We start from the raw sequence: 12,532 nt of genomic DNA, 5'->3' as shown, positions 1-12,532 counted from the left end.
GCGGGGCGGATGCCGAGGACGACGCGGTGTGGACGACGTCCGCGACCGGACGGCCGCACACACCAGGGCGAACCCGAACCGCCTTACGCACAGTCGTCCAACGGCCGCCGATGTCCGAGTCACCCCGCACGAACCCGGCCGTCCGGACACTGGCCGGTGACCTCGCGGCCCGAGCAGGGGCGACGGACCAGCGCCGTCTCCTCGTGCTGAGCGGCGACCGGGACGCCGGGTGGGACGCCGCGTTCGACGCAGTCGAGGGAGCGGGCGTCGACGAGGACGCCGTCACGTTCGTCTCCACCCGCGAGGAGGTCCGGTTCGACCGCGTCTCGCCCGCGCGGGCGGACTCACTCCTCGGGACCACGCGGACGGTGGTCGTCTGTGACACCCACGAAGGGTTCTCGCCGAACCTCTTCGGCACGCTCTCCGGCGTCGTCGACGGCGGTGGCCTCCTGATACTCCTGACCCCACCCCTCGACGAGTGGCCCGACGCGACGACCGAGTTCGACGCGGGGCTCGCGGTCCCCCCGTTCTCGTCGACGGCGGTGACCGGGCGGTTCCGCCAACGGTTCGTCGACCTGTTGCGGACGCATCCGGGCGTGGCCGTCGTCGACGTCCGCGCCGACGGCGAGGGGACCGTCCGACGCTCCGGCGGGACCGACGAGAGCGTCTTCGCGGGCGAGCGTGCCGGGCCGACGACGCCCGACACTGCTGCGTTCCCCCGGGCGGCGTACGAGGCGTGCCGAACCCACGACCAGTCGCGGGCGCTCGCCGCGCTCGAACGCCTCCGTGCGACGGGGAGCCGCGAGGCCGTCGTCGTCGAAGCCGACCGCGGGCGGGGGAAGTCCAGCGCGGCCGGCCTCGCGGCGGCGTGCCTCGCGCGCGAGGGGGACGACGTCCTCGTGACGGCACCGCGGTACCGCAACGCGGAGGAGGGATTCGACCGGGCGCGCGAACTCCTCGAGACGCTCCGGGTGGACGCGAGCCACGACGCCGGGGACCACGTCCTCGCAGTCGCCGACGGGGGGCGAATCCGGTTCTGTCGGCCGGCCGACGTCGCCGAGACCGACCCGGCCGACGTCCTCCTGGTCGACGAAGCCGCGGCGCTCCCGGTCCACCTCCTGACCTCGTTTCTCGACGTGGACCGGGTCGCGTTCTTCACGACGGTTCACGGCTACGAGGGCGCGGGTCGGGGCTTCACTGTCCGCTTCCGCGACCGACTCGACGCGAGCGACCACGCGGTGACGGACGTCCGCCTCGACGACCCAATCCGGTACGCCCGCGGCGACCCCGTGGAGTCGCTCGCGTTCCGCGCGCTCCTCCTCGACGCGCGACCCCCGGTGGACCAGCTGGTGGAAGACGCGACCTCCGAGACGGTCGAGTACGAGACGCTGACGCCCGACGCCCTCCTCGCCGACGAACACCGCCTCCGGGAGGTGTTCGGCCTCCTCGTGCTGGCGCACTACCGGACCGAACCGAACGACCTCGCCCGCCTGCTCGACGCGCCGAACCTCACCCTCCGGGCGCTCACCCACGCCGGACGCGTCGTCTCGGTCGCACTTCTCGCCCGGGAGGGCGGGCTCGACGCCGGGTTGCGGGCGCGTATGTACGACGGCGAACGGGTCCGCGGGAACATGCTCCCCGACGTCCTCACCTCGCAGGTCCGCGACGAGGACGCCGCCGTCCCCGTCGGCTACCGGGTGATGCGCATCGCGACACACCACGCGGTCCGGTCGCGTGGACTCGGGTCTGCGCTCCTGGGCGAGGTGCGGGACGAACTCCTCGCCGGGGACCCGCTCGCGGGCCGGCTCGGCTCGTCCGATGCGTCCGACGGGGCGGGACGACGCACCCCCGTCGACTGGGTCGGCGTCGGCTACGGCGCGACGCCCTCGCTGGTCTCGTTCTGGCGCGAGAACGGGTTCCGCACGCTCTACCTCTCGACGTCGCGCAACGAGACGAGCGGCGAGCACTCGGTGGTGATGCTCGACGCACTCTCGCGGCGGGGACGCGAGTTGCAGACGCGACACACCGCCTGGTTCCTCGGCCGACTGGCGGGGACGCTGTCGGACCCGCTCCGTGACCTCGACGCCGACGTCGTCCGCGCGGCGCTCCGAGCGGTCGACGACGCGTACCGGTGCTCGCTCACCGAGCGTGAGTGGCGCGTCGTCGTCGACGCCTCGTTCGGCCCCGGTCTCTACAGCGTGAACCCCCACCCGTTCCGACGGCTGGCGCTCCGCGCGCTCACCGTCGAGGAACGGCCGCTGGACGCGACTGCGGAGCGACTGCTCGTCCGGAAGGTGCTCCAGGCCCGGCCGTGGGACGCCGTCGCCGACGAACTCGGCTTCGTCTCGACGGGACAGTGTATGAAGGCGCTCGGGCGAGCCTACCAGGTGCTCGTCGAGTGGGCCGGCACAGACGCGGCGGCGGCGCACCGACGGCGATACGAGTAGCCGACGCTCACTCCTCGTCGTCGTGGGTCTCGTCGTCGCCCTCTCCGGCCGCCGTGTCGTCCGTGTGGGCGTGCTCGCTGTGGCTCGCGTCGTCGCCCTCGTGGCCCGCGTCGTCGCTGTCGCTCGTCTCCGTCTCGTCCGCCGTCGCAGTCAACTCGTGGGCCGCGTGGTCGTCGCCCGCGGCCCCGTCTCCGTTCTCGTCTGCCTCCACCTCGACTTCGGCTTCTACCTCGATGTCGACGCCGTCGACGGTGAGTTCGGCCTCGAACTCTTCTGCGTCGCCGACTTCGACCTCGAGTTCGTCGGTGTCCACTTCGACTTCGACCGCTACGTCGACCGTGACCTGTGAGTCGTCCATACCGCCAACACCGGGCGCGGGCGGCAAATAAACGTCGAACAGATATCATTTCGAGGCGTTCACGTGGGGGCTGTGCCGGGGGGAGCGGAGTCCGTCGCTCGCCCCGCTCGAGGCTGTCTCGAGTGTCCTCCCACGAGGACCGCACACTCTTGTCCGTCGGGCGTCTCGGCTCACGCATGGCGACCTGTCACGAGGCGGGGTGTGAGAACGAGGCGGCGGTTCGGGTGTACGTCCCCTGGGAGGAGGACCGAGACGTCTGTACGGCTCACGCGCGGGTCATCGTCCAGCAGGACGGAGTCGTCGCCGAACCCCTCGAGGGGTCCGAGGAGAACTGGCGGTGACCTACTCGTCGAGGTCGACTGCCATCATGACCTCGTCGACGTACTCGCCGTCGATCTTGTAGTGGTCGCTCCGGACCGCCTCGGTCTGCCAGCCGTGCCCCTCGAGGAAGTCGAGGGCGCGCTGGTTCGTCGCCGGGATGGAGTTGTACAGCTTCTCGAAGCCGTGGTCGCGCGCCCACTCGACGCCGCGTTCGAGGAGTGCCGAACCGATGCCGTGACCGCGGTACGCGCTCCGGCACCCGACGGTGAGGACGGCTGTGTGTGAGAGGAACTCCGTCTCGGGGAGGTCGAGGTGGACCCAGCCCGCGACCTCGTCGTCGTCACCGACGCAGGCGACGAAGAACAGCCGGGAACGGACTTCGTTGTGGCGGATAAGTACCTCCTCGTGGTCGAGGACGTCCGCGACCGTCTCGGCTTCGAAGTAGTCTCCCTCCTTCGCGACGTCGCGAATCGTCTCGGTGAGCTTCTTCTGGTCGTCCTCGTGGGCCGTCCTGATGACGAACTCGAAACCGTCGGACTCGTACTCTCGCGGCGCCTCCTCCTGGTAGGCGATCTGGAGCCTGTCACCGACTTCACGGATGTACCCCTCCCGGCGGAGGATGGTGGTGTGGACACCGAACGCACCGGGCTCCATGTTGAGGTAGCGCCGTGCCTCGTCCTTCCGGACCGTCCCGTGGCTCTCGACGTAGTCGTACAGGTCCTTGCGGTCCTTGTGCGAGAAGCTGAGCTTGTCGGTGATGTCCATGCGTCCCCGTACCACACCCCGATACTTAACAGTTGTTCGTGAGGTTGAGAGGGTGTCCGCCGAACCAGCGGACGGCCGCCGGCGACGGGCTGTCAGTCGCGCGGGGGAACCTTCGTCACCAGCTGTGCGGTGTCGACGATGTTGTGCGTCTTCAACAGCACCTCGGCGGCCTCGCGGACCGTGACGTCGGTGTCGAACGCCACGCCGTGACACCGGGCGTACAGCGAGAGGTAGTCGTTCGTCGCCCGGTGGAGCAGGCGGAGTTCGCGCTCGGAGAACTCGACGTCCCACGCGGCCGTCCGCGCCTCGATGTACAGCGCGACGACGTCGCCGAAGCCGTCGCGAGCGTACTCGACCGCCCGCTCCTCGTCGGTGTCCGCGGGCGGGTCGAACGTCTCGCGCTCGTGCCGGGCCGCCTCGGCGAGGTCGGCGATACGGGGGTAGTAGCCCGAGTGGCGTTCCCGTTCGCCGTCCCGCTCTCCGGGGTCGACGTCGTTCATCCCTGCTTGAACTCCACGCCCTTCCCGCCACGGGGGTGGACCCACGTCGTGTCGGCGACGACAGCACAGGTGCCGCACTCGACGCAGGGCTGGGTGTCGAGTGACACCACCCGCTCCTCGTGGCCGTTCTTCTGGATGGTCTCCTCGCGGTAGCAGCCACCGCCGAAGTCACGCGCCGAGACCGGACACGAGTAGACAGCCGCCCCCGACGCCTCGATGGAGTTGTCCTCGACGACGATGTGGGGGTTGCCGATGTCGGTGTTGTACGAGAGGTTGCCGATGCGCTCCTCCAGGGAGGGCGGTTCGACGTGGCTCTCGTCGCGGACGGGCGTCCCCAGTTCCTCGGCGATGACCGTCGGAAGGGTGACGTACGGCGTCCGCGTGTCGGGAATCATCGACGTGAGGAACGGCGAGTTGTACAGCGTCTCGATGCGAGACCCGAGCAGGCGGACGCCGAACCGCCCGAGCGGCGAGTCGACCACGTCGTCGACGAGTCCGGCCATCGGTTCGCGCTCGCCGAGACTGCCGAGGAGGTCGTACTGCTTCGGCCGGAGCTTCTTCATCACGCCCTCGTCGCGGAGCTTCTTCGCGTAGAGCCGCCCCGCCTGCTCGGGGGCGCCTCTCGACCGCGACTCCGCGAACGCCTCCGCGGCGAGCGCACCCGCGGTGACGGCGTGGTTCATCCCCTTGATGATGGGCCCCTGCGCCTGCATCTGTCCCGCCGCGTCGCCCACCAGCACCAGGTTGTCCCGGTACGGTTCGCGCAGCGCCACCTTCTTCGAGTCGGGGACCAGCTTCGCGGAGTACTCCCGCTCGCGGTACTCGTCGCCGAGCCACTGCGCGAGGAGCGGGTGGGTGAGCAGGGCGTCGAGCAACTGGTGCGACTCGAGTTCCCCCTCGACGATGCTGTCGAGGTGGAACACCGTGCCCAGCGAGAGCGACTCCTCGTTGGTGTAGAGGAACCCGCCTCCCCGGGCCTCGTCGAAGAGGTCACCCGAGAAGAGGTGGGCCACGCCCTCGTCGTCGCTGATGTCGAACCGGTCGTTCACCTCGTCGGCCGGCATGTCCACGACGGCCTTCACCCCCTGGAACCACTCCTCGGGTCGCTCCCAGTCCATCAGGCCGGCCTGTCGGGCGAGTTCGGAGTTGACGCCGTCGGCGGCGACGACGAGGTCGGCGCGGATGGGGTCGAGTTCGTCACACGTCACCCCGACGATTTCGCCGTCTTCGGTCAGGAGTCCGTTCACGTGGACTTCGGTCAGGAGACCGCCGCCGGCCTCGCTGGTGCGTTCGTGGACCCGCTCGGCGAGCCACGAGTCCATCCGCCGTCGCAGCACCGAGTCGGACCACTCGGTGTCCGACTCGTGGAGGTCGGTGAGGTCGAACGACTCGACCTTCGTCCCGGCGACGTTGTGGATGTAGTACTTCGTGATGGGTCGCTCGGCCGCCTCCGCGCGGAAGCCGTCGAAGATGCGGTCGATGGTGTACGGCGCGCTCTCCTCCGCGTAGATGAGTCCCCCGGAGACGTTCTTCGACCCGGCGTCGACGCCGCGTTCGAGGACGAGCGTCTCGACGCCGTAGGAGGCGAGCGTCGCCGCGGCGGCCGCCCCACCGGGACCCGCCCCGACGACGACAGCCTCGTAGTGTTCGTACTCCGCGCCCGGGTCGACTTCGGTCGTATCAGTGTTCGCACTACTCATAGTGTTCACCTTCGTTCTCTGCCGCGTCCGCTCGCGTGTCGTCCGTCCCTCCGCCACCGTCCGTCCTCGCACCGCCGTCCGCCACGGCCTCGACGTCGAGTCTGCCGGACTTCACCGCCTCGGTGAGTCGCGGGAGCACCTCGAAGAGGTCACCCTCGACGAAGTAGTCCGACCAGTCCTTGATGCGGGCGTCGGTGTCGGTGTTGATGGCGACGATGGTCTCCGACTCGTCACAGCCGACCTTGTGCTGGACCGCCCCGGAGACGCCGGCGGCGATGTACAGTTGTGGCTGGATGACCTGCCCGGTCTCACCGATCTGTCGCTCCTCCTGGGTATACTGCTCGACGTGGCCGTCGAACTGGAACGACCCGGTGACGATGCCGCGGGTGACGCCGACGTCGGCCTCCTCGAACGCGTCGGCGAGGTCGAGCGCGAGTTCGACCCCCTTCGTGGGGTCGGCGCTGATCCCTCGGCCGACGCAGACGACCACGTCGTTCCCCGTGAGGTCGACGCCCGAGTCGAGCTGTTCGAAGTCGGTCACCGAGACGCGGAACCAGTCGTCGTCGAGGGGGAGTTCGTGGCGCACGACCTCGCCCTCTCTGTCGGGGTCCGGGTCGGGGACGTCGAAGCTCCCCGGGATGACCGAACCACCCTGTGGGTGGAACTCGCGGTGGGGGTTGTCCAGACAGAGAATGGTCGAGTACTCGAAGCCCGAGAAGTCCGGGCGCTTCATGTGGAGGACCCGTTCGAACGTCTTCTTCGTCCCGGGTTCGCCGGTCTTCACCGGGTTGGAGATGACCGTGTCCTCGATGTACAGGCCCGAGCAGTCCGACGCCAGCCCCGAGTCGAGTTCGGCCTGGACCTGTGCGGAGAGGTCCCGGCCGTTGTTCGTCGCCGGGAACAGCACGTACCGCGGTTCGTCGTAGTCACGCCACTCCTCTGGCTCCTTCTCCCGGCCGAACGGGTGGTCGGCCGCGCGGGCCATGTCACAGAATATCTGCGTGTACGGCTTGTGCTGGAACCGCGAGAGCTGTGGGTCCTCTTGGTAGACGACGACGTCGGCGCCGAGCGCGACGCACTCCTCGGTGTGTTTCTCGACGTCGTCGCCGATGAGCACCGCGACGACCCGCTCGGACTCGTCGTAGTCGTCGTTGTAGGTGTCCATCAGGTCGCGGGCCTTCCCGAGCATCTCCCGCGAGACGTCGATGAGTTCCCCGGCCTGCGTCTCACAGTAGACCCACATGTCGCGGTACTCGCCGTCCTCCAGCGCGTGGACGTACTGTTTGTCCTCGGTCGGGTGGTCGAGGTCCGGGTGCCGCTCCTCGGGACTCTCCCGGTCTTCGACCTCTTCGTCGCCGTCGCCGCCCTCGAGCGACTCGAGGCGGTTCTCGAACTGTCTGACGATGGTGTCGCGGTTCTGTCCCTCCCGCTCCTCTTCGAGGAGCGTGCGGAGGCGGTCGACGTCGTCCATCGACTTGATGGCGTTGGCGAGGTCCGCCAGGCCCATCTCCTCCAGGTCGATGTCGCCGTCGCCGGCGTCGTCGTCCTCGGAGAGTTTGTCGATGCGCGACTGGATGAGCGTCTTGACCGGGACGCGGTCCTCGCCCGCCTCCTCGGCGGCGAGCATCTCCTCCAGTTCGTCTCGGTCGTCGACGTCCTTGATCTTCGGGCCGAGTTCGGCGATGTCGTACTCGGTGGGGTCGACATCCATATTCAGTCACCCCCCGCCTCGGCCGCTCCGGGAGTCGACGCGAAGGGCGTCAGTTCCTCGACGACCTGCTGCATCGCCTCCGTGTCCTGTGGGTCGACCATCGTCGCCTCGCGCTCGGCGGGCGCCTTCGGGATGGGGTCGACGGAGGAGACGATGGTCGGCGACCCGTCGAGGCCGATGTAGTCGGGGTCGAGGTTCAGGGCGGCGTGGTCCCAGACGGTCACGTCGTCGTCGTCGAGTGCCGCGGCGCGTTCGCGGGTCTCCGCCTGGAGCGACTTCAGTTCGAGGCGGTCCCGCGCGGTCCGGTACTCCGGTTCGAAGTCCGGATCAGTGACGATGAACGCGGGGAGAGACGTCTCGACGGTCTCGACTTCCTCGATGTCGCCCTCGACGAGGCGCTTCGCGCGGACGGTCCCCTCGTCGGCGTCGACGTCGAGCGCGACGACGTGGGTGATGATGGGCATATCGAGACACCAGCACGTCTGCGGCCCGGTGTGGCCCGTCTCGCCGTCGGCCGTCTTGAAGCCGGCGAACACCAGGTCGGGCACGCCCCGCTTCCGAATCGCCGTCGCGAGCGTGATGGCCGTCGCCCACGTGTCGGCGGCGGCCATCTCCCGATCCGACACCAGCGTCAGGTCGTCGGCGTACACCGTCTCCATCGCCTCCCGGAGGACGTCCCGATAGCCGGGCGGACCCATCGACATCACGGAGACGGTCCCGCCGTGTCGAACCCGGGTCTGCAGGGCCGCTCTGAGTGCGTGCTTGTCGTTCGGGTTCATCACAGTCGGTGTCTTCCCGCGCTCGAGGTGCCCGTCCTCGTCGAACGATACCTGCCCCTCTCGGAAGTCGGGTACACCTTTCGTCAACACGACCGTGTCAAGTTCTCCCATTGTTCCGCAATCATCTCATCTCGTTTTCGTAATAATCTTTTGGCTTAATAGTCAGTTGACACGAACGTCAGCGGAGCGAGACGCAAGCGACGAGAGCGAGGCACAGACGACGGGAGCGAGGCACAGACGACGGGAGCGAGGCACAGACGACGGGCGAGGAGAGACAGACAGAGAGAGAACGACAGAGAGAGAACGACAGAGAGAGAACGACACGTCGCGAGTTCGTGTCGGCGTGGCGGGGTCGGTGAGGCGGTGGCTGGGGCCGGCCGCCGGAACGGCTCGAGCCGGGAGCAGTCAGGTCAGGTCAGATTCGGCCGGCGCGTCCGGGGTCGACGTCGATGGCGTCGACCGGACAGACGTCGACACAGAGCATGCAGTCGATGCACTGGTCCTCGTGGGTCGGCTCTGCTTTGATTTCGGACTCGGGGTGGCCCGGCGTGTCGACCCACGTGAACACGTCGACCGGACAGTCCTCCAGACAGGCGCCGTCGGCGAGGCAGATGTCGAAGTCGACGGCGACGTGCGTGCCGTGGATGCCCTGCTTCTCGGGTGGGTCGTACGGTCCCCAGATGGCGACGTCGTCGGCGAAGGCGTCGTCGTCGACCTCCACGCGGTCCCGGTTCGTCTCGAAGTTCGCGTCGATTGCCATAGCTACACATACGTGACTGTGAGGGCACTTAACTCTTGCACGGGCTGTGTCTCTCGGGCCAGCGTTTTGTCCGTCCGCATCTACGGGACGGACGGATGGTCTCTACGCTCGCGTGGGTCGCACTCGCGCTCGCTACCCTCGGCGTCGTCGGGAGTCTCCTCCCGGCGGTTCCCGGGGCGACGCTCTCGCTCGCCGGCGTCCTCCTCTACTGGTGGTCGACCGGGTACACCGACCCCTCGCTCGTCGTCCTCGCCGGCTTCGCCCTCGTCGCGCTCGCCGCGGTCCTCGTCGACGTCGCCGGGAGTGCACTCGCCGTCCGGGCCGGGGGCGCGTCGCCGCTCACCGCCGCAGTCGCACTGGTCGCCGGACTGGTGCTCGGTCTCGTCACCGGTCCCGTCGGGTTCGTCGTCGGCGTCGCCGGCGCGGCGTTCGCCGTCGAACTCTACCGGACCGGCGAGTCGGAGGCGAGCACCCGCGCAGCCCTGTACGCGACGGCCGGGGTGCTCGGCTCGGCCGTCGTCCAGGTCCTGCTCACGCTCTCACTCCTGGCCGCGCTGGTGGTCGTCGTCTTCTTCTGACGGCGCCGGCGTAGGGACGATGGCATCGACATGCCACCCCGACACCGCCGAACGGGTGGTCACTCGGGGGTGACCGCCACGGCGCGGACGGGGGCACCGTCCGCGTCGAGCGCGAGCGGGTAGGCGTGCAGTTCGACCCGCGACGGGAGGCGCTCGAGGCCGGTCAGGTTCTCGTAGACGAGCCTCCCCGCACCGAGGAGCGCGTGGTGTGCGCCGAACCCCGACGGCTCCTCCTCGGACGCGTTCGGACTCGGCGTCGGGTCGACGTTGAGCGCGTCTGTCGCGACGTGGTAGTCGTGTTCGACACACCACTCGGCGGCCGCCGCGGTGAGATACGGGTGGTCGCGGTAGCGGTCGGTCCCCCAGTGGTCGTCCCAGCCAGTGTGGAAGACGAGCAGGTCGGCGTCCGTCGCCGTGGGGAGGTCCCGGACGTCGATGGACGCTCTGGCACCGTGCCGGACGTCGACCACCTGTGCGTCGAACCGGAACGTGTCGAGGGGGAAGTCGCCCAGCGTCTTGCCGTCCGGTTCGGTGTGGCTCGGCGCGTCGACGTGGGTGCCGGTGTGACTCCCCAGCGAGAGGGCTGTCACCCGGTAGCCGTCGGCGTCGAAGTCGGCGTGCGGGGCCAGCGAGACGTCGGGGTCGCCGGGGTACGTCTGCATGCCCGTCTGTAGCGGGTGCGACAGGTCGTACGTGGCCATACGTCCGACTTTCACCGTCGAGAGTTACCTCTTACCGTGTGAACAGACACCACAACGCTTATTTGTCGCATCGCAGACTGTGGATAACATGTGGCAAAACGTTACCACCGTTCGTCGCGCCGACTACGTCGTGAGCTCGGGGAGGGAGAGAGCGGATGGTTAGTCAGACCGGCGGCTTCGCGCTCCTCGCGCTCTGGGGCGCGCTCATGATCGGGCTGACGTACTACATCTACCGGCGGCAGGGGGTGACCGACACCCGCGAGTTCATCACCGCGGGGGGACGGGCACAGGTCGGTCTCACCACCGCCTCGTTCGCCGTCACGTGGATGTGGGCCGGCGACATTCTCGGCGTCCCCGAGTACGTCGGCTTCGTCGGCGTCGCGGGCATCTGGATGTACGCCGGGCCCGCCGTGCTCTCGTCGTTTATCGTCATCCCCTTCGCGCTCCGGATGCGCAAACTGTTCCCGCAGGGGTTGACGTACAGCGAGTACTTCATCGAGCGGTTCGACAAGCGTGCACACCTCGCCGTCGTGTTCGTCATCCTCTACACGATGGTGCTCGGCGGCGTCATCCAGCTGTACGTCGGTGGCGCGGTCATCGGCGGCCTCACCGGCATCGACACGAACGTCGTGATGGCCGCGCTGATGGGCGTCATCGGCGTCTACATCCTCCTCGGGGGGCTGTGGGGGTCGATGACGACGGACTTCATCCAGTTCGTCTCCGCCGTCGTCCTCACGCTCGTGTTCGTCCCCATCCTCCTGTTCAAGGCCGGCGGTCCCGGCGCCGTCTACACCAACATGGTCCAGAACCTCGGCGGCGACGCGTCGGCGTACCTCTCGATGGCGAACTTCGCGCCCATCGAGGACTTCTTCCTCCCGTACGCGCTCGGCCTCGGCGTCTGGGGCGTCGTCTCCCTGGCGACGTGGCAGCGCATCTTCGCTGTCCGCCGCGACAAGACCTCCCGCTTCCTCACCATCGGCGGCATCGGCGTCTTCACTACCATCGCGATGTACGCCGTCATCGGCTTCGTCGGCCTCGCCGTCTTCACCGACGTCTCGCCCGGCAACCTCTCGGTGGAGACGCTGTCGCTCCTGCCGGAGTGGGCCACCGTCGTCTTCCTGCTCGTGACGCTGATGGTGCTGGGGTCGTCGACGGACTCGTACCTGACGGCCATCGCCTCGCTCACCTCCCGGGACATCTACTACCGCCACGTGAGCACCGACGCGAGCGACGCGGCGCAACTGCGGGTCGCCCGCGTCGCCAGCATCGGGTTCGCGCTCGTCATCTTCGCCGGCACCGTCTTCGCCATCGACAACGTCGGCTTCATCCAGCTCCTGCTCGTCGGCGGCATCGGGGCGTCCGCGCTCGTCGGGCCGTTCGCCCTCTCGCTGTTCTGGCGGAAGGCCTCCTCGGCCGGGTTCGTCACCGGCGTGCTCGTCAGCCAGGTCGTCACGGGCTTCCTGCTGGCGTCGACGTTCGGCCTCCTCTCGGGCGGCATCGCGCTCAAACTCTGGGAGATTATGGCCGTCGGTCACCTCGCCTCGACGTCGCTGACGTTCGTGGTGAGCCTCCTTGCTCCCGACGACTTCGCGTTCGAGGACATCGCCCAGGAGGGGTCGGAGATGCTCGCCGACGGTGGCTCCACGGGCGAGAAGGGAGGTGACCGCCGATGATGGGCGAGACGCTCTTCACGGCGCTCATCGCCCTGTTCTGGGTGGCCGAGTTCGCCTTCGCGGGCGTGGTCGTCTACTGGTTCGTCACCCAGGGGTTCTCGGACGAGGAGAAGGGGGCCGCCAGCGACGTCAAGCCGCTGGAGTCGAAGGAGTTCACGCGCAACTCGCTGCTGATGTGGGGTGGCTTCTTCCTCGTCATCGTCCTGCTCATCGTCGTCGGGGCCTGACGCCCCTCCCGG

13 protein-coding genes are annotated in these 12,532 nt (G+C 68.6%); 5 read left to right on the top strand and 8 right to left on the bottom strand.

Annotated features, from left to right (window positions below; genetic code table 11):
• Positions 1-110 precede the first annotated feature (110 nt).
• Positions 111-2,447 (top strand): tRNA(Met) cytidine acetyltransferase TmcA, encoded by a 2,337-nt coding sequence (gene tmcA, locus ACESK5_RS02655; protein WP_372909995.1) that lies wholly within the window; start codon positions 111-113, stop codon positions 2,445-2,447.
• A 7-nt stretch (positions 2,448-2,454) separates the two neighbouring features.
• Here the strand turns inward: tmcA and ACESK5_RS02650 are convergent, their stop codons facing one another.
• Positions 2,455-2,805 (bottom strand): hypothetical protein, encoded by a 351-nt coding sequence (locus tag ACESK5_RS02650; protein WP_372909994.1) that lies wholly within the window; start codon positions 2,803-2,805, stop codon positions 2,455-2,457.
• 176 nt (positions 2,806-2,981) lie between these two features.
• On the opposite strand from ACESK5_RS02650, the gene ACESK5_RS02645 reads away from it, so the two are divergent.
• On the top strand, positions 2,982-3,146 hold the full coding sequence (locus ACESK5_RS02645) for a hypothetical protein (RefSeq protein WP_372909993.1): 165 nt from the start codon (positions 2,982-2,984) through the stop codon (positions 3,144-3,146).
• A 1-nt stretch (position 3,147) separates the two neighbouring features.
• Here ACESK5_RS02645 and ACESK5_RS02640 read toward each other — a convergent pair whose 3' ends face one another.
• The 6 genes from ACESK5_RS02640 to ACESK5_RS02615 all read right to left on the bottom strand — a co-directional run bounded on the left by ACESK5_RS02640 (position 3,148) and on the right by ACESK5_RS02615 (position 9,341).
• A complete protein-coding gene (locus tag ACESK5_RS02640; RefSeq protein ID WP_372909992.1) occupies positions 3,148-3,891 on the bottom strand; it encodes an N-acetyltransferase family protein in 744 nt (247 codons plus the stop codon).
• A gap of 92 nt (positions 3,892-3,983) precedes the next feature.
• Complete coding sequence (locus ACESK5_RS02635) at positions 3,984-4,391, bottom strand: hypothetical protein (protein WP_372909991.1); 408 nt, start codon at positions 4,389-4,391, stop codon at positions 3,984-3,986.
• Positions 4,388-6,091 carry an FAD-dependent monooxygenase gene (locus tag ACESK5_RS02630; RefSeq protein WP_372909990.1) on the bottom strand — a complete coding sequence of 568 codons (1,704 nt, stop codon included), beginning with the start codon at positions 6,089-6,091 and terminating at the stop codon, positions 4,388-4,390. The genes ACESK5_RS02635 and ACESK5_RS02630 overlap by 4 nt, the downstream gene beginning before the upstream one ends.
• Positions 6,084-7,802 carry an electron transfer flavoprotein subunit alpha/FixB family protein gene (locus ACESK5_RS02625; protein WP_372909989.1) on the bottom strand — a complete coding sequence of 573 codons (1,719 nt, stop codon included), beginning with the start codon at positions 7,800-7,802 and terminating at the stop codon, positions 6,084-6,086. Before ACESK5_RS02625 ends, ACESK5_RS02630 begins: the two co-directional genes overlap by 8 nt.
• A 2-nt stretch (positions 7,803-7,804) precedes the next feature.
• Positions 7,805-8,692, bottom strand: a complete 888-nt coding sequence (locus ACESK5_RS02620; protein WP_372909988.1) for an electron transfer flavoprotein subunit beta/FixA family protein — start codon at positions 8,690-8,692, stop codon at positions 7,805-7,807.
• A 304-nt stretch (positions 8,693-8,996) separates the two neighbouring features.
• Complete coding sequence (locus tag ACESK5_RS02615; RefSeq protein WP_372909987.1) at positions 8,997-9,341, bottom strand: ferredoxin family protein; 345 nt, start codon at positions 9,339-9,341, stop codon at positions 8,997-8,999.
• Positions 9,342-9,436: 95 nt separating this feature from the next.
• On the opposite strand from ACESK5_RS02615, the gene ACESK5_RS02610 reads away from it, so the two are divergent.
• Complete coding sequence (locus tag ACESK5_RS02610) at positions 9,437-9,919, top strand: DUF456 domain-containing protein (protein ID WP_372909986.1); 483 nt, start codon at positions 9,437-9,439, stop codon at positions 9,917-9,919.
• A gap of 59 nt (positions 9,920-9,978) precedes the next feature.
• Here the strand turns inward: ACESK5_RS02610 and ACESK5_RS02605 are convergent, their stop codons facing one another.
• Positions 9,979-10,620, bottom strand: a complete 642-nt coding sequence (locus ACESK5_RS02605; protein WP_372909985.1) for a cyclase family protein — start codon at positions 10,618-10,620, stop codon at positions 9,979-9,981.
• 155 nt (positions 10,621-10,775) lie between these two features.
• Between ACESK5_RS02605 and ACESK5_RS02600 the strand changes: the two genes are divergently transcribed.
• On the top strand, positions 10,776-12,293 hold the full coding sequence (locus ACESK5_RS02600; protein WP_372909984.1) for a sodium:solute symporter: 1,518 nt from the start codon (positions 10,776-10,778) through the stop codon (positions 12,291-12,293).
• Entirely contained in the window at positions 12,290-12,520 is a 231-nt protein-coding gene (locus ACESK5_RS02595) for a hypothetical protein (protein ID WP_372909983.1), read from the top strand. The genes ACESK5_RS02600 and ACESK5_RS02595 overlap by 4 nt, the downstream gene beginning before the upstream one ends.
• The last annotated feature ends 12 nt before the right edge of the window (positions 12,521-12,532 follow it).

Origin of the sequence: Salinigranum sp. (assembly GCF_041641895.1) — an archaeon.
Taxonomy (GTDB): Archaea; Halobacteriota; Halobacteria; order Halobacteriales; family Haloferacaceae; genus Salinigranum.
Note: the sequence above shows the minus strand (reverse complement) of the source record. Positions and strands in the feature narration are given on the sequence as shown.